The following is a 16,611-nucleotide window of genomic DNA, read 5'->3' as shown; positions in this document are numbered from 1 at the left end:
CGAGATCCCCAGGCTCTCCAGGGCCTTCGCCGCGACGCCCTCGCCCTCATGGATCAGACCCAACAGGATGTGTTCCGTACCGATGTAGTTGTGGTTGAGCATCCGGGCCTCTTCTTGGGCCAGGACGACAACCCGTCGCGCTCGGTCGGTGAACCGCTCGAACATGCCCTCGTGCTCCTCACCTGAGTCATCCGGCCGTAGGAATACTAAGATTTCATATAGCAGCTTGTCTATCGTGCTCGAGCGATGAGGGTGCCTCGGCGAGCGACATCCCCCTCTGGGGGTGCGACTTCGTCGGCGCGGGATCGCGCAGTCCGGCGGATTCCGCAACTTCTATCAATAGCTTCGCCATATGAAAAGAACTCTTGGCTGCCGGTGCTCCGCCCGGCGACCTTTGCGCACCTCCCGGGCGGTGATCACGCTGCTGGCGCGGGTCGGCGACCTAGCCTGCCGAGTTTCCTGAGCGATAGCTCAGTGTGGCCACTCGGTAACCGGATGTGCCAGTCTCGGGCTCACGCTGAGCCTAGGGGGATAGATGATGGAGAGTCGTGCCTGTTACCGGGTCGACCTGTTGGGTCCGCTGCAAGTGAGGCGGAAGGGGCATCCGGTGGAGCCCGGCCCGGCCAAGCAGCGGGCATTGCTCTCCCTTCTGGCGCTACGCCTCGGCGACAGCGTCCCGGTGAGCGAGGTGGAGGAGGCGGTCTGGGGTGGCGTGGTCCCGCCGAGCGCCCGGTCGCTCGTGCACACGTACGTGGCCCGGCTGCGCCAGGTCCTCGAACCGGAACATCCGCCACGGCGCCGGGTGCGGGTCATCGCCTCGACCGTCTCCGGGTACTCGCTGCGCGCCGAGACCGTCGAGACGGATGTCGCCCGGTTCCGGCGCTACGTCGCCGAGGCCGAGAAGCGGATCGGTGAGGGCTGCCGCGAGGAGGCGTTCCGCCTTCTCGGGCAGGCGCTGGACCTGTGGCGTAGCCCGACCCTCGGTGAGCTGCGCTCGCTGCTGCACGACAACATCGAGGTGGAGGCCCTGGGTGCGGCCTGGGTGGCGACCTCGCACAGCTACGTGGGTCTGGGGCTGCGGCTGGGACGGGCCACGGCGGTGCTCGACACCGCCACCCGGCTGGCCCGGCTGGAACCCCTGCACGAGGCGATCCAGGCCGACTACCTGGCCGTGCTCGGCGGCAGTGGGCACCGGACCGTGGCGCTGCACAGGTACGCCGACATCACCGAGCGGCTCCGTACCGAACTGGGCGTCGACCCGGGGGAGGAGCTGCGGGCGGTGCACCGGGCGCTGGTGCGCCCGGCCGGGCGTCCACCGGTGCCCCGGCCGGCGCCGACGGTGCCCGCCGCGCGGCGCAGGCCCGGCTGCGGGCCGATCTCCGGGCCGCTGCACTGGCGGGCCGGGGACATCGCCGAGCTGGCGGCGCTGCTGGCGAAGTACCGCGCGGTGACTGTCACCGGCGCGCCCGGCTGCGGCAAGTCGGCGGTGACGCTGCGCGCCGCCCACCAGGCCGCCCGTGTCTTCACCGGCGGGGTCCTGACAGTGGACACGCTCGACCTCAGTGACCGGCGGCAGCTGGAGCGCCGGCTGGCCCGGATGCTCGGGGGCAACGGTGCCGAGGATCCGGTCGAGCTGCTGCGCGACCAGCCGACGCTCGTGGTGCTGGACAACGCCGAGCACCTGGTCGACGCGTGCGCGGTGGTCGCCGACCGGCTGTTGCTGGCATGCCCGAACGTGGTGGTCCTGACCGGGTCGCGCCAGCCGCTCGGGCTGCCGTACGAGCGGGTCCAGCGCCTGCATCCGCTGCCGGTGCCGCAGCCGGGCGGATGGCCTTCGGTCCTGTCCAATCCGGCGGTCGCGCTGCTCGCCGAACGGGCGGCTCAGGCCCGCCCCGGGTTCCGTCTCGACCGGCGTGACGCGGAGATCGCGGTGGAGATCTGCCGCCGGCTCGACGGCCTGCCGCTGGCCCTGGAGATGGCGGCGGCGTGCCTGTCCACCGACAGCCTGGATGGGGTGCTGCGCAAGCTGGAGGGACCGCTGGACGGACTGCGCCCGCCGGCCGCCGGACCGGAGCCACGCCACACGTCACTGCGGGCGATGCTCGACCGCAGCGTCCAGCGCCTCGACGTGGTAGAGCGTTGCCTGTTCCAGCACGTCGCGTTGCTGCCGGGGGTGTTCGACCTGGCGGCCGCCCGGCGGTTCTGGTGGCCCCATCCGTCCGGCCCGACGGATGTGCGGGTGGTGCTCGCCGCCCTGGTGGACAAGGCCCTGGTGATGCCGGTCGGGACAGCCGGCGGCCGGTACCGGATGCTCGGCCTGCTGCGCCGGCTGGCGCTGGAGTACGACACCCCGGGTGCCGTGACGAGCCCCGTCGCCGAGCTTCCCCTGCCGTTGTCCCGGCCGCTGCTGCCGGCCGGGGTGGCGGCCGTGCCGGACTGACCGGCGGTCGCGATCGACGGCCCGCTCCCCGCCGGGGAGCGGGCCGTCGTGTTCCCGGGGCTTTGACACCTGACGATGCCCAGGCATTGACAGTTCGCTTTAAAAACACATAGCTTGATAGTTGGCGGGACCGGTCGGGTCCGGTCCACCAGCGGCCCTCAGACCGCCGCTGACCCCTGCCGACAGACATTGGAGGTGTCTGGCTTGAGCTCCACCAGAGAGACCTACGAGTCCCTGAACCTCGAACCCAAGCCGATCCGCCCGCACATCCTCGCCGCGGCCACCGTGGTCTTCGGCGAGGACTACTACTCGGGCCGCCGCGAGACGATCAACCTGTCCGGCTTCGTGCAGCTCAACAAGTGGCCCATGCCGGGCTTCGAGCACAAGGTCGACGAGAACGGCTACGCGCAGTTCGCCACCGAGCTGATCAGCGCGCCCGAGGTGGGCATCAAGGGGTTCAGCTACGAGTTGGACGACCGCATCCAGGTGCTGTCCAACCCGTTCCTGCCCAACAGCGGGCACGTGCGGCAGATCGTGCCGGGCAAGAACTTCCCGGCCGAGTTCTACATCCGCCGCTTCGGCATCCTGGAGTCGAGCACGCTGCGGCTCGCCCACCGCAACGTCATCGACATCTACGGCGTGGTCGACAGCGTCCCGCCGTTCAAGAAGCCGCTGACCGGCCCTTACCTGGGCAAGCCGCGCGGTGACGGTCCGTTCGACGTGATGGCCGCGCCGAACGTCGTCAAGGGCACCACGCTGCCGGAGGCGTGGTACCCGGCCAACGACGAGAACCAGCCGGTCGGGATCACGCCGAACCTGTTCTTCGCGCCCAGCGCCGGTCCGTGCATGTCCATGCTGGTCGACCCGTCCATGATCATGCAGACCTCGCTTGAGGGGCAGATCGAGGTCGAGGTCAACGGCAAGACGGTGCGGGTCGACCTGGCCGGGGACTATCGCCAGGCGGCCGGCGCCGAGGTGCTGCTCTTCGGCCCGGACAAGCACGACGAGGGTCAGGGCGTGCTCGCCCAGCTGGCCCGCGTCGCCGTCGTCGGACACAGTCCGGAGCTGGGTGGCCGGGTCATGCTGCGGGCGAGCTGGCCGCGGGTCTCCGGCGGCACGCTGGGCGAGGGCAACGAGGACAGCCTCAGCCGGCTCAAGTTCCCCGGCGATCTGCACATCGACGCCGAGTTCGAGCTGGTCACGCCGCACGAGACGCTCTACGCCGCCAACTCCGTGCACGTCAACGGCAAGATGCGCGGCATGGAGGCCACCGGTACCGAACTCAAGCTGGACGGCTCGGACACCGCGCTGGTCGCCGTGGACGAGCAGCCGAAGGCCCGCCTCACCGGCGTCAACCTGGTGATGCGGGACGCGCTGGTCGGCGAGCACGCCGCGGTGAACGCCTGACCTACGGGTCCGCTTGACGGGCCTGCCGGCCAGAGGTTCTACTGGTAAAACCAATAGCAACGTACCGTCACGATGTCCCTCCCGGCTGCTACGGCGGTCGGGAGGGACGCGCGCTCAGGGGGTACCGCGTGGATCAGCGGCTGCTGCTCATGCACCAGATGATGCTCGGCGACGCGCCCCGGCTGCGGGCGTACGACAGGGCGCTGGAGGAGGCCGTCACCCCCGGCGACGTGGTAGTCGACGTGGGCGCGGGGCTGCTCGCGCTCTCGCTGCTGGCGCTGCGGCACGGCGCCGAGCACGTGTACGCGGTCGAGGCCGACCCGGCCACCGCCGCGGCGGCGGCCCGCATCATCGAGGCCAACGACCTCAAGGGACGGCTCACGCTGGTCACCGGCGACGCCCGTACGGTCCGGCTGCCCCGCAAGGCGGACGTGCTGGTCTCCGAGATGATGGGCAACCTCGGCCCGGAGGAGGAGATGGCCGAGGTGCTGCACGTGATCGCCCGCCGGCACCTGCGCTCCGGCGGCCGGGTGGTGCCCCGGCGGTTGCGGACCTGGCTGGCCGCGGCCGAGTTCGCCGACGAGGGCTGGGGGCTGTGGGGCGGCGACTTCTACGGCTACCGGCTCGACCCCGTGCAGGAGCTCGTGGCCCCCGCGGCGCAGCTGCACTTCTTTCAGCGTCCGCCGAAGCTGCTGGCCGAGCCCACAGTGGTGCTCGACCAGGCGCTCGACGGCCGGTCACCGTCCCGGCAGACGCTGCGGCAGCGTCTGCCGGTCACCGCGCCGGGACGGCTGCACGCCGTGCTCGGCTTCTTCACCGCCGACTTCACCGACGACGTGGCGCTGTCGAACTTCCCGTCGTACCCCGGCTGTAACTGGGCGGTGTGGGTGTGGCCGCTGCGACACACCGACGTGGCCGAGGGCGACGAGCTGTCCGTCGCCCTGCGCCGCCCGGCCCGGCGCGACGTGCGCACGGTGACCGGCTGGCGGCTGGAGTGCGGCCTGTCCCGGCAGAGGAGGTCCTGATGCCCTTCGCGGTGGGTACCGTCCGCGACATTCCCGTCCGTGGCGCTCTCAAGCTCTGCGGTCTGACCTGGTCTGCGGAGTGCCTCTGGTTCTCCGAGGCGGTCTCCAGCCAGATCGCCTCCCTGGATCCGATCAGCGGCAAGGTGGTCCGCCGGCTCGACTGCCCCGGCGTGCGCACCGACCTGACCACTATCGGCGGGCGGTTGTTGCAGGTGGCGGGCGACGACCGCGTGCTGCGGCTGGTCGATCCCGAGGACGGCGAGCTGCTCGGCGAGTTCGGCAATCCGCGCCCCGGCAACGTGCTGTGCGGGCTGGAGGCGACCCGGCACGGGCTCTGGCTGGGCTACGAGGACCTGCGCCAGGTCGACCTACGCGACCCGGACGGTTTCGGGCTGATCGACACGTTCCCGGTCCGGCACCCGGTCGCCGGCCTGACCGTCTCCGACAGCTACCTCGTCTACTCCGACCACGACGCGGCCACCATCAACCTGTACGACGTGGCGGCCCGCCGGGAGGTGGCCGCCTACTCGGTCGCGGGCAACCCGACCGGCATCACCTGGGACGGCCGCCGCATCTGGTACTGCGACTTCACCACCCTGCAGCTCCGGGCGATCGAGGTGCCGGGCATCACGAAGGGTTGACGTCCATGGCGACGACGCGCGCTCTGCTGGCCCGCTCGACCTGGATCGGCGCGGTCGGCGCCGCCCACCTACTGCCGGCGCTGCCGCCTGCGCTGGTCAAGGCGGTCCGAGGTGACCGGCCGGGGGCCCGCCGGCTGCTCTACCGCCGCCTCACCACGTTGCTGATGCGGCTCGGTCCGACGTTCGTGAAGGCCGGTCAGGTGCTCGGCACCCGGCGCGACGTGCTGACGCCCGCGCTCTGCGACGAGCTGTCTGTGCTCCAGGACCGGGTCGGCCCGATGACCTCCGAGCAGACCAGCCGGGCGCTGGCCGAGGCGTACGGCAGCGAGACGCCTGCGGAGTTCGCGGAGATCGACCCGACGCCGGTGGCCAGCGGCAGCGTGGCCTGCGTCTACCGTGGGCGGATGCCCGACGGCGCCGAGGTGGCGCTCAAGCTGCGCCGTCCCGGCATCGAGTCGACGATGGCCCTCGACCTTGCGCTGATGCGGCACGGCGCCCGGGTGATGGCCCGCCTGCCGATGCTGCGCGGCGTCCCGGTGCGGGAGGTGGTCGAGAACATGTGCGGGGCGGTGTTCGCCCAGCTCGACTTCGTCCGGGAGGCGGAGAACCTGCGCCGGCTCAAGGAGAACCTCGCCGTGGTGCCCCGGGTCCGGGTGCCCGCCGTACGTGACGACGTCTGCCGGCCGCGTTGCCTGGTCATGGAGTTCGTGCCCGACCTCGACGTGGACGTGGCGCGGTCGATGTCGGCGGCCGTACGCAAGCGGTTCGCCGCCCCCGCGATGACAGCGATCTACCACATGCTCTTCGTGGACGGATTCGTCCACTGCGACATGCACCCGGGCAACCTCTACTTCACCCGGGGTGCCCAGGTGGTGGTGCTCGACGCCGGGTTCAGCGTGCAGCTCACCGAGGAGCTGCGCCGGCTGTTCGCCGAGTTCTTCATGAACATGTCGATCGGGCGCGGCCGGTACTGCGCCGAGATCGTGGTGCGCAGCGGCACCGGTCTGCGGCCGGATGCGGACGTGGAGACGTTCCTGGTCAAGATGGCCGACCTGGTGGAGCGCAGCCACAGACTGCCGGCCCGGGAGTTCAGCCTGATCGCGTTCGCCGCGGAGATGTTCGACCTGCAACGGCGCCACGGCGTGCACGCCGCGCCGGACCTCATCTTCCCGCTGCTCTCGCTGCTGGTGATCGAGGGGACGGTCCGCGACCTCGACCCCGACCTCGACTTCCAGGAGCTGGCCAAGCCGGTGCTGATGCGCGGGCTCTTCGGCCGCCGCGCCGCCGCCTGAGCGCCACCTGTGCGTTGGCCGAACGGTCCGCCGAGCCTGGCCGGTCGCCTCGACAGCGCGGCCCCACCTGCGCAAACAGCGGACTAAAATATACGATAGCGGAATGGCACCGACTGGCCTCGCCGGCAAGCGCTCCTACCACCAGTACTGCGGGCTCGCGTCCGCGCTCGACGTGCTGGGTGAACGCTGGACGCTGCTGATCATCCGGGAGCTGCTGATGGGGCCCCGGCGCTACAGCGAGCTGCTCGCGGACCTGCCCGGCATCGGCACGAACCTGCTCGCCGACCGGCTCAAGTTCCTCGTCGACTCGGGCGTGCTGCGGCAGGTCGACGTGCACGGCACCGGCGGCCGGCTCTCCTACGAACTGACCCCGACCGGGCAGGCGCTGCGGCCGATGGTGCTCGGGCTCGCGCACTGGGGCCTGGAGTTCGTCGGTGACCTGAGCGCCGAGGACACGGTCCGCCCGCACTGGGGCTTTCTCGCCGTGGAGGCGATGTTCCAGTTGGACAAGGTTTCCCCGATCGACGAGAGCTACCAGTTCCAGGTCGACGACGAGGTCTTCCGCATCGACGTCGCCGGCGGGGTGCCGCGGGTGGCGAAGGGACCGTCCGACGACCCGGCGATGGTGGCGACCACGGACGCGGCCACGTTCGTCCGCATCGGAGCCGGGCGGGTCACGCCGCTGATGGCGATGGTCGGTGGCCAGCTTAAGCTGGAGGGCGACATCGACGCCGTGCTGCGCTGCTGCGAGCTGCTCGGCCTGGACGCCGGCGCGGCGCCCGCCGTCCGGGCGACCTCCGGTCACTGACCCGCGCTAGGGGGTGACGGGACAGGTTCACTATATTATTCTGAACTAGCCTCGGCGTTCGTCGGGGCCCGTCGTCGTCCGGCACGCCGCACCCGTGCGGCACCTCCCGAGCACTGTGGTCCCACGGGGACGACCGGTCCGCCCTTCCGTCGCCCGAGCGCCAGACGGCGCCGCACGCGTCGCGGGGCGACCCCGCGCGGCGCGTGCGCCGGCACCGACGACCGGCCGTCAAGCGACAGGAGCCGGCATGACGGACACGGTGCGACACGCTCCGGAGGCGCTGCCCAGGGCGGTACGGGACGACTTCCCCCTGCTGGCCCGCCGGGCCGACGACCTCGTCGCCTACTTGGACAACGCCGCCACCACGCAGAAGCCCCGCGTCGTCCTGGACGCGGTGACCGACTACTACACCGGGGCGAACAGCAACGTCGGGCGCGGCTACCACCGGCTCGGCCTGGAGTCCACCGAGTGGTACGAGCAGGCCCGCGAGAGCGCCGCGCGGGCGATCGGCGCGGCGCAGCCGGAGGAGGTGCTCTTCACCGCCGGCACCACCGCCGCCGTCAACCTGGTCGCGGACACCGCCGGGCAGCGGGTGGCCGGGCCGGGCCGGCGCGTCGTGGTGACCGGCATGGAGCACAACAGCAACCTGCTGCCCTGGCGCCGGCTCTGCGACCGTACGGGCGCCACGTTGACAGTGGTGCCGGCCGGACTCGACGGGCGGGTCGGCGCCGACCGATTCGCCGCCGCGCTCGGCCCGGACACCGCGCTGGTGGCGGTCAGCCACGTCTCGAACGTGCTCGGCACCGTCAACCCCATACGGGAGATGACCGCCGCCGCCCGCCGGGCCGGCGCGCTCGTGCTGGTCGACGGCGCCCAGGCCGTACCGCATCGGCCGGTCGACGTGCGCGAGATCGACGCCGACTTCTACTGCTTCTCGGGGCACAAGGCGTACGGGCCGATGGGTGTCGGCGTGCTGCACGGCCGCCGGGACCTGCTCGCCGGGCTGCCGCCCTACCAGGTGGGCGGTGGCACGGTGAAGGGCGTCGCGGCCGACCAGCCGGTCCGCTACCTCGACGGGCCGGCCCGGTGGGAGGCCGGCACGCCGCACGTGGCCGGCGCGGTCGGGCTGGCCGCCGCCCTGCACTACCTGCGCGACCTCGGCTGGGACGCGATCCGCCGGCACGACCGGACGCTGGTCCGGCACGCCGTGGACGTGCTCGGCGCGATCGACCGTGTGCGGGTGGTCGGTGACCCGGCCGCCGACCCCAGCGGCATCGTCTCCTTCGTGGTCGAGGGCATCCACCCGTATGACGTCGGGGCGCACCTGGACCGGCACGGCGTGGCGGTGCGCTGCGGCGTGCACTGCGCCAGCACCTTCCTCGACGAGCTGGGCCTGCTCGGCACGGTCCGGCTCTCCTTCGGCGTCTACAACACCATTGCCGAGATCGACCTCGTCGGTGAGCTGCTCGCCGGCGTACGGGCGGGTCCCTGGACCACCGATCACCCCGACGTCCGGTTCCTCTGAGCAGCGCCCGGAAGGGAGCGTCATGAGGTTCGACACCCGGCTGGTGCACGTCGGCCAGCAACCCGTGTCCGGCACCGGCGCCGTGGTGCCGCCGATCCACCTCGCCACCACCTACGACCGCACCGCCCAGGACCCGCCGCGCTACTTCTACGCCCGGGGCGAGCAGCCCAACCGGGAGGCGCTGGAGGAGTGTCTCGCCGCGCTGGAGGACGCCCGGCACGCCACCGTCTACACCAGCGGGCAGGCCGCCGCCACGACCGCGCTGTCGGTGGTGCCGCCGGGCCGGCTGGTGCTCGCCTCCGACGACATGTACGGCGGCACCCACCAGCTGCTCGCCGCCGCCGCCGAGCGCGGCGTGACGGTACGGCAGGTGGACCTCGCCGACCCGGCCGAGCGGGACCGCGCGCTCGGCGAGTGCGGGCCGGAGCTGGCCATGGTGTGGCTGGAGACGCCCACCAACCCACTGCTCAAGGTCGCCGACATCGCCGCTGTGTCCGACCTCGCGCACCGGCACGGCGCCCTGGTGGTGGTGGACAACACGCTCGCCGGGCCGGTGCTGCAACGACCGCTCGCGCACGGCGCCGACATCGCGCTCTACAGCACCACCAAGTCCGTCGCCGGTCATCTCGACGTGCTCGGCGGCGCGCTCGTCTACCAGGACGAGGAGCTGCACCGGCGGTTCCTGGCGTACCGCACGGTGGCTGGCAACGCCCCCGGCGGATTCGACTGCTATCTCACCCACCGGGGCTTGAAGACGCTGTCGCTGCGCACCGCCCGACAGGTGGAGAACACCCGCGCGGTGGTGGCGGTGCTGCTGGCCGAGCCGAGCGTTGCCCGGGTCAGATATCCGGGGCTGCCGACGCATCCGCAGCATGCGGTGGCGGTCCGGCAGATGACCGCGCCCGGCGCGCTCGCCGCCTTCGAGTACCTCGGCGACCCGGCCAAGCTGCTCGACCGCGTACGCCTGTTCACCGCTGCGGTCAGCCTCGGCGGCGTCCGTTCGCTGATCGAGTGCCCGGCGCTGATGACCCACCGCCCGGTGCCGCCCGAGGTGCGCCGGCGTCTCGGGCTGACCGACCGGCTCATCCGGATCTCACCCGGCATCGAGGACCCGGCCGACCTGGTCGAGGACCTGGTCACCGCGCTGCGTGACGGCGCCTGACCCGCTGACCGGCATATTCGCTCCGCGAAGGAGGAGACATGTCCGCATTCACGACCGGCGGCGCCACGGTGGTGCTCGACGGAGGACTCGCCACCGAGTTGCAGCGCGCCGGGCTGCCCCACCAGGCCCCGTGGTGGGGCATCGCGGCGCTGCTGGCGGACAGCCGGCGGCGCGTGTTGCGCGACGTCCACGAACGGTTCCTGACCGCCGGGGCGCAGGTGCTCACCGCGAACACGCTGCGCTGCAACCTGCGGGCGCTGCGTCGCGCCGGGCTGGAGGACGCCGGCCTCGGCTGGATGGTGCACGCGGCCGTCGGCGTCGCGCTGGCCGCCCGCAACGCGGCCGGCGCGCCCGGCACCCGGATCGCCGCGTCGATGGCCCCGGTGGAGGACTGCTACCGGCCGGACCTGGTACCGGCCGACGACGAGCTGCGCGAGGAGCACCGCTGGCTGGCGGTGGAGCTGGTCCGGGCCGGGGTGGAGCTGGTGCTGGTGGAGACCATGAACACCGCCCGCGAGGCCCGGATCGCGGTGGAGCAGGTGCGCGAGGTGGGCGCCCTGGCCTGGGCCGGCTTCGTCTGCGACGACCAGGGCCGGCTGCTGTCCGGCGACTCCCTGGTGGACGCCGCGCGGGCGGTGCGCGCCGCCGGGGCCGAGGTGGTGCTGGTCAATTGCACCGGTCCGGAGGCGACCGAGCGGTGCCTGCGGGCGCTGCGCGACGCCGACGACGGCCCGATCGGCGCGTACCCGAACCTGGAGGACCGCCGCGACGGCGCGCCCGGACCGCGACCGCTGCTCGACCCCGCGGAGTTCGGCGACCTGGTCGCCCGCTGGACGGTGGAGTACCGGCTCGCCGTGGTCGGCGGGTGCTGCGGCACGTCGCCGGAGCACATCGCCGCGCTGGCGGCCCGGCTCAATGCCCCGGTGGCGGCCGTCGACTGACGCCGCCCGCAGGTACGCCGGCCCGGCGCGGGCCGGGTCAGCCAACGAAGGGAGAACGAGACGGTGAGCGGCTCCACGATCGCACCGCCCGTCGAGGTGGTGCGCAGCCTGCCCGGCCCGGCGGGATACATGTGCGGCCTGACCTGGGACGGCACCTGGCTCTGGCACTCCGACCAGGACGCCGCGCGGATCTTCGCGATCGACCCGGCGGACGGCACGGTACGCCGGTGGTTCGCGTACCCCGACGTGCGTGCCGACCTGGGGTACGCGGACGGAAAACTGTGCCAGATCGGCGGCCGGCCGAAGCGGATCCTGCTGATCGATCCGGTCACCGGCCAGACGGTCGGATCGAAGCCGGTACGGCCCTCCAACGGCCGGGTTACCGGCATGGAGACCGGGCCCGAGGGCGTGTGGCTCTGCCTGCGCGCGCCCGCGGTGATCCAGCTGCGGGATTTCGAGACCATGACGGTGCAGCGGGAATACCCGGTCGTGGGGTCGCCCTCGGGCCTCACGTACGCCGAGGGGCATGTGCTCTACGCCGAGTTCGAGGACGGCCTGCTGCACGCGGTCGACGCGGAGTCGGGCCGGTTGGTCGCCACGGTGCGGCTGCCGGGGCATCCGACCGGGCTGGCCTGGGACGGCGAGCTGGTCTGGTATTGCGACTTCGCCGACCGGCGGTTCAAGGCGGTCCGGCTGCCGGACGTGCTCGGCGGCTGACCGGCCCGGTGGGGGCGGCGGGTCCCGGCCGCCCCCACCCGTCCGGCGTCAGGGCACCCGGTCGCGCGCGTCGAACTGCTCCTGCCGGCGGTCGCGCTCGCCGCAGGCGTCGGCGGACGGCGGCCGGCAGCGGCCGGCGCAGCCGCACGAGCAGCCGGACGCGGGGGCCCGCTCCGTCCGCCGAGGAGCTTCGGTGTCCGGCCAACCGCCGGTGTGGCACGCGATCATCGCTTCTCCCTGCTCTGCGGTGGGGGCGCGCCGGAGAGCCCGGCGCGGGCGGACGGGACGGGCAGCGGGACGGCTATTTACTTGATAATCATATGGTAAATTCACTGGCGGGTGCCAGCTCCTGATAGGAGGGACGCCATGCGCGTCAGCGTGACCGACGACCCCGCGACCACGACGGCCGCCCGCACCAGCGGGCCGCCCGCACCGGCCGACCCGCTGCGCACCGCCTCCTTCGCGGAGCTGCGGTCGCTGTTCGCGATGGAGCCCGACGCGGTCCACCTCAACACCGGCACCATCGGAGTGATGCCGTACGAGGTGCTGGACGTCAACGACCGGGTGACCCGGGCGTGGAACGGAGGACTGCGCAACGTCTACCCGCCCGGCATGTACCCCGAGCACCGCGCCGCCATCGGCCGGGCGTTCGGCGTCGACCAGGACGAGATGGTGATCTGCCACAACGCCACCGAGGGCGTGGCCCGGGTCATCAACGGGCTCGACCTGCATGAGGGCGACGAGGTCATCACCACCAGCCACGAGTGCTACTCGGTGCTGTCCAACTTCAACCTGTTGCGCAACCGGCACCGGATCACGCTTACCGTGCTGACCCCGCCGGTCGGGCCGGACGTCACCGCCGAGGAGATCGTCGACATGTTCGCCCGGGCGATCACGCCGCGGACGAAGGTGCTGGCGTTCGCCGCCGTCACGCTGTTCACCGGCACCCGGATGCCGGTGCGCCAGCTCTGCGACCTGGCCCAGCAGCACGGCCTGACCACAGTGGTCGACGGCGCGCTGCTGCCCGGCCTGTTCGACACCGACCTGCGCGCGCTCGGGCCCGACTTCGTCACCTGCTCCGGCTCGAAGTTCCAGTGCGGGCCGCTCGGCACCGGGCTGCTCTACGTCCGCAACAAGGTCCACCCCGAGCACAACCCGCTGCCGCTGCCGACGTTCTGGCCGGTCATCTCCACCTGGTACCCGATGATGGGCGCCCCGCCGCCGCGCACCACCACCCGGGTGGAGAGCTACAACATGGGCGACTACCTGCAGAGCGCCGGCAGCGCCAGCATCGCCCGGGGCGCCGCCCTGGCCAAGGCGTGCGAGCTGTGGGACCGCATCGGCCGGGACCGGATCGAGCGGCACGCGGCGGCGCTCGGCGAGCACACCCGCGCCCGGATCATCGAACGGTTCGGCGTCGAGTCGCTGTACTCACCGCTCACCGACGACCGGCTGACCGCGCCGCTGGTGGCGTTCAACCCGTTCCCCGACCGGGCCGACGGCTGGAACATCACCAAGTTCGCCCGCCTCGTCGACGAGCTGGAGAGCCGGCACCGGATCTGGACCCGGTGGACCGAGTTCGACGTGGCCGGCTCACCGCACCAGCACTACGCCGCCCGGATCTGCACCCACCTCTACAACACCGCCGAGGAGGTCGACCTCGCCGTCGACGCCATCGCCGACCTGGTGCGGGAGCTGTCATGACAGTCGCCCCGTACCGGCCGGAGCCGGCCACCTCGCGGCGGCGCGGCGGCGTGCTGCGCGTGCTCGCGCCCACCGACGCCGCACCGCTGGACCCCACCTGCGCCCCGGCGTCGGCGGCCCCGTTCGTCCGGCTGCACACCCGGCAGCTCGTCACCTGGCAGACCGCCCGGGACGTCCACGACTGGCAGGCCGTCACGCCGGTGCCCGACCTCGCCCTGGAGGTCCCCTCCACCTGGAACGCAGGTCTCGGCGCCAGCCACCGCAGCTACGTGTTCCACATGCGCCCCGGCGTCCGCTGGGACACCCCCGACCGGCGTCCGGTCACCGCGCACGACGTGGTCCGCGGTTTCAAGCGGATGTGCAATCCGGTCCGGCCCTCGCCGTCGCTGGCGTACTTCGCCGGCACCGTACGCGGCCTGGCCGAGTTCGCCGCCGCGTGGTCGGCGGAGGCCACCCACCGGGCCGCGGACGCGGCGACGCTGGCCATGTACCAGAACGCGTACGAGATCCCCGGCGTCTTCGCGCTCGACGACGAGACGCTCGTCATCGAGCTGGCCCGGCCGGCGCTGGACTTCGTGCAGATGCTCACGCTGCCCGCGGCGTCGGCGGTGCCCGCGGAGCACGAAGCGTTCGTCCCGGGCAGCCCTGAGGCCGCCGCCCACCTGCGCGCCAATGGCCCGTACCGGGTGCGGCTACAACGGCCCGGCGAATGGGTCGAGCTGGTCCGCAACCCGGCGTGGAAGCCGGCTGCCGACCCGTACCGGCGGGCCGAGGCCGACCGGGTGGAGCTGCGCCTGAGCGACGGCGCCGGCCGCGCCGACGCGGAGCCCGCCGACGCGCCGGCCGAGGTTCCGGTCGCGCCCGCCGTCGGCGGGCTGCCGGCCGCCGAGCCGGTCGACGGCGCGCTCGGCTGGGTGCTCGACCCCTACCTCCTGCTCAATCTGCGCGACCCGGTCTGGGCCGACCTCCGGGTACGGCAGGCGGTGGCGCTCGCCGTGGACAAGGCGGCGGTGGCCGGCCTGTACCGGCGTCACCGACCCGGCGTGCCGGTACGGGTGGCGGGCTCGCTGATCCCGCCGGGCAACGCCGGACACGGCACGGCCGACCCGTACCCCACCCCGGGTCACGCCGGCGATTCGGCGCGGGCCCGCGACCTGCTGGCCTCGGCGGGCCACGCCGACGGCCCACCGCTGGTCCTGATCCACCCGCAGTCCGGCTGCGGGCCCGAGGTGGCGCACGCCTGCGCGGCCGACCTGACCCGGGCGGGCCTGCCGACCCGGGCGGTCGGGCTCGCCGACGCCGCGTACGCGCAGGCGCTGCGCGCGCCCGCCACGGCCGGCGGCTGGCAGCTCGCCGTGGCGGCGCGCGTGCCCGACTGGCTGGAGCACAACGGGCGGGTCTTCGCGCAGGCGATGCTGCAGGCGAACCCGGTGCCCGGCGGCGCCAACCACGGCGGCTATGCCGCACCTGAGGTGGACGCGCTAATCGAGCGGGCGCTCGACGCGCCGGAGCCGTGGCGGGCCGACGCCGCCTGGCGGGCCGCCGCGGAGCGCGCGGTCGCCGACGTGGCGGTGGTGCCGATCCTGCACCGGGCGCCGGTGGTAGCGCCGAGGCGACCGGACCGGGTCGACGGGATCCGGCCGCTGCCCCCGCAGGGGTACGCGGCGGACCTGACCGCGGCACGCCCGGAGGCGGGCGAGTGAACCCGCTGGTACGCGACTACCTGCTGCTCGGCCTGCGCCTCGGCCGGCTGGTCGACGGGCTCGTCGACTGCTACTACGGTGACTCGGCGCTGCGCGACCAGGTCGCGGCCGAACCGCCGCCCGACCCCCGCGAGCTGTCCCGTCAGGCCGGCCGGACGCTCGCCGCGGTCGGCGACAGCGACCTCGAACCGGCCCGCCGCCGGTACCTCACCGCCCAGCTCGCCGCGCTGCGCGCGGTCGCCGACCGGCTCGCCGGCACGCCGATGTCCTTCCGGGACGAGGTGCGCGCCTACTTCGACGTCGACGTGACCCGCACCCCGCCGGAGCACTACGCGGCGGTGCACGACGAGATCGACGCGCTGCTGCCCGGGCCGGGGCCGCTCGCGGACCGGGTGGAGGAGTTCTACCGGCGCAACACCGTCCCGCCGGAGCGGCTGCACCGCTGCGTGCAGGCGGTCTCCAACGCGCTGCGCGAGCGGACCCGGGACCGGTTCGGCCTGCCGGGGAGCGAGCGCGTCGAGTACACCGTGGTCCGGGACGCGCCGTGGAACGCGTACAACCGCTACCTGGGCGGCTTCCGCTCGGCCGTGGCGCTGAACGCGGCCAGCGGCCGGTCGGTGGCCGCGCTGCCGATCATCGTTGCGCACGAGTCGTACCCCGGCCACCACACCGAGCACTGCCTGAAGGAGGCCGGCCTGGTCCGGGACGGCGGCCAGGGCGAGCACACCATCTCCCTGGTCCACACGCCCCGATGCCTGGTCACCGAGGGCCTGGCCGAGGCGGCGGTGGACGCGGTGCTCGGCCCCGGCTGGGGGGAGTGGACCGCCGGCATCCTGTCCGGGGAGGGCGTCCACGTCGAGGGCGAGCGGGTCGAGCGGATGCGCGGCCTGATCGTGCGCCTGCTGCCGGCCCGGATCGACGCCGCCCTGCTCCTGCACGACGAGGGCGGCGACCGGGCGGAGGCGCTCGCCCACCTGCGGCGGTGGATGCTGCTGCCGCCCGACCGGGCCGAGCAGATGGTCACGTTCGCCGCCGACCCGCTGTGGCGCGCGTACTTAGTCACCTACTCCGAGGGCGGCCGACTGGTCGACGCCTGGCTGGCCGCCCGCGAGCCGGGCACCAGCCTCAGCGACCGCTTCGACACGCTGCTGCGGGAGCCGCTGCTGCCGGCGCAGCTGCGGGCCGACGTGGCGGGGACCGCGCTCGCACCCATCTGAGTACCCGGCACCGGCAGCAGCGAACAGAG

14 protein-coding genes are annotated in these 16,611 nt (G+C 73.0%); 13 read left to right on the top strand and 1 reads right to left on the bottom strand.

From position 1 onward, the window contains the following. Positions 1–165 (bottom strand): Clp protease N-terminal domain-containing protein (locus tag ACWDVW_RS19805; protein ID WP_449950883.1); only part of this gene is annotated, 165 nt, incomplete at its 3' end. A 442-nt stretch (positions 166–607) separates the two neighbouring features. On the opposite strand from ACWDVW_RS19805, the gene ACWDVW_RS19800 reads away from it, so the two are divergent. The 13 genes from ACWDVW_RS19800 to ACWDVW_RS19740 all read left to right on the top strand — a co-directional run bounded on the left by ACWDVW_RS19800 (position 608) and on the right by ACWDVW_RS19740 (position 16,582). Then, positions 608–2,440 carry an ATP-binding protein gene (locus ACWDVW_RS19800; RefSeq protein WP_449950877.1) on the top strand — a complete coding sequence of 611 codons (1,833 nt, stop codon included), beginning with the start codon at positions 608–610 and terminating at the stop codon, positions 2,438–2,440. A 204-nt stretch (positions 2,441–2,644) separates the two neighbouring features. Beyond that, the gene (locus ACWDVW_RS19795) at positions 2,645–3,847 is read left to right on the top strand and encodes a DUF6004 family protein (protein ID WP_387256636.1); all 1,203 of its coding nucleotides are present in this window, start codon (positions 2,645–2,647) and stop codon (positions 3,845–3,847) included. 128 nt (positions 3,848–3,975) lie between these two features. Then, positions 3,976–4,872, top strand: coding sequence for a 50S ribosomal protein L11 methyltransferase (locus tag ACWDVW_RS19790; RefSeq protein ID WP_350699950.1), 897 nt, complete (start codon positions 3,976–3,978; stop codon positions 4,870–4,872). Continuing rightward, a complete protein-coding gene (locus tag ACWDVW_RS19785) occupies positions 4,872–5,513 on the top strand; it encodes an NHL repeat-containing protein (protein ID WP_174536887.1) in 642 nt (213 codons plus the stop codon). The genes ACWDVW_RS19790 and ACWDVW_RS19785 overlap by 1 nt, the downstream gene beginning before the upstream one ends. A 5-nt stretch (positions 5,514–5,518) precedes the next feature. Beyond that, a complete protein-coding gene (locus ACWDVW_RS19780) occupies positions 5,519–6,805 on the top strand; it encodes an ABC1 kinase family protein (RefSeq protein WP_449950873.1) in 1,287 nt (428 codons plus the stop codon). Between the two features lie 103 nt (positions 6,806–6,908). After that, a complete protein-coding gene (locus ACWDVW_RS19775; protein WP_449950870.1) occupies positions 6,909–7,613 on the top strand; it encodes a winged helix-turn-helix transcriptional regulator in 705 nt (234 codons plus the stop codon). 247 nt (positions 7,614–7,860) lie between these two features. Then, positions 7,861–9,138 carry an aminotransferase class V-fold PLP-dependent enzyme gene (locus tag ACWDVW_RS19770; RefSeq protein ID WP_449950867.1) on the top strand — a complete coding sequence of 426 codons (1,278 nt, stop codon included), beginning with the start codon at positions 7,861–7,863 and terminating at the stop codon, positions 9,136–9,138. A 22-nt stretch (positions 9,139–9,160) separates the two neighbouring features. Continuing rightward, complete coding sequence (locus ACWDVW_RS19765; RefSeq protein WP_449950864.1) at positions 9,161–10,300, top strand: trans-sulfuration enzyme family protein; 1,140 nt, start codon at positions 9,161–9,163, stop codon at positions 10,298–10,300. 38 nt (positions 10,301–10,338) lie between these two features. Then, positions 10,339–11,241, top strand: a complete 903-nt coding sequence (locus ACWDVW_RS19760) for a homocysteine S-methyltransferase family protein (RefSeq protein ID WP_449950861.1) — start codon at positions 10,339–10,341, stop codon at positions 11,239–11,241. Between the two features lie 63 nt (positions 11,242–11,304). Then, the gene (locus ACWDVW_RS19755; RefSeq protein ID WP_449950858.1) at positions 11,305–11,958 is read left to right on the top strand and encodes a hypothetical protein; all 654 of its coding nucleotides are present in this window, start codon (positions 11,305–11,307) and stop codon (positions 11,956–11,958) included. A gap of 366 nt (positions 11,959–12,324) precedes the next feature. Further along, positions 12,325–13,662, top strand: coding sequence for an aminotransferase class V-fold PLP-dependent enzyme (locus tag ACWDVW_RS19750; RefSeq protein WP_449950855.1), 1,338 nt, complete (start codon positions 12,325–12,327; stop codon positions 13,660–13,662). After that, positions 13,659–15,365, top strand: coding sequence for an ABC transporter substrate-binding protein (locus ACWDVW_RS19745; RefSeq protein WP_449950852.1), 1,707 nt, complete (start codon positions 13,659–13,661; stop codon positions 15,363–15,365). Before ACWDVW_RS19750 ends, ACWDVW_RS19745 begins: the two co-directional genes overlap by 4 nt. Further along, positions 15,362–16,582 (top strand): DUF885 domain-containing protein, encoded by a 1,221-nt coding sequence (locus ACWDVW_RS19740; RefSeq protein ID WP_449950849.1) that lies wholly within the window; start codon positions 15,362–15,364, stop codon positions 16,580–16,582. The genes ACWDVW_RS19745 and ACWDVW_RS19740 overlap by 4 nt, the downstream gene beginning before the upstream one ends. Positions 16,583–16,611 lie beyond the last annotated feature (29 nt).

It is taken from the genome of Micromonospora sp. NPDC003241, from assembly GCF_053589795.1.
This window is presented reverse-complemented; position numbering and strand designations above follow the sequence as displayed.

What these genes read in the sequence shown, in the direction of transcription:
- ACWDVW_RS19745 (WP_449950852.1), top strand. Translation starts at nt 13,659, where the DNA reads ATGACAGTCGCCCCGTACCGGCCGGAGCCGGCCACCTCGCGGCGGCGC.
- ACWDVW_RS19750 (WP_449950855.1), top strand. Translation starts at nt 12,325, where the DNA reads ATGCGCGTCAGCGTGACCGACGACCCCGCGACCACGACGGCCGCCCGC.
- ACWDVW_RS19775 (WP_449950870.1), top strand. Translation starts at nt 6,909, where the DNA reads ATGGCACCGACTGGCCTCGCCGGCAAGCGCTCCTACCACCAGTACTGC.
- ACWDVW_RS19780 (WP_449950873.1), top strand. Translation starts at nt 5,519, where the DNA reads ATGGCGACGACGCGCGCTCTGCTGGCCCGCTCGACCTGGATCGGCGCG.
- ACWDVW_RS19760 (WP_449950861.1), top strand. Translation starts at nt 10,339, where the DNA reads ATGTCCGCATTCACGACCGGCGGCGCCACGGTGGTGCTCGACGGAGGA.
- ACWDVW_RS19785 (WP_174536887.1), top strand. Translation starts at nt 4,872, where the DNA reads ATGCCCTTCGCGGTGGGTACCGTCCGCGACATTCCCGTCCGTGGCGCT.
- ACWDVW_RS19765 (WP_449950864.1), top strand. Translation starts at nt 9,161, where the DNA reads ATGAGGTTCGACACCCGGCTGGTGCACGTCGGCCAGCAACCCGTGTCC.
- ACWDVW_RS19770 (WP_449950867.1), top strand. Translation starts at nt 7,861, where the DNA reads ATGACGGACACGGTGCGACACGCTCCGGAGGCGCTGCCCAGGGCGGTA.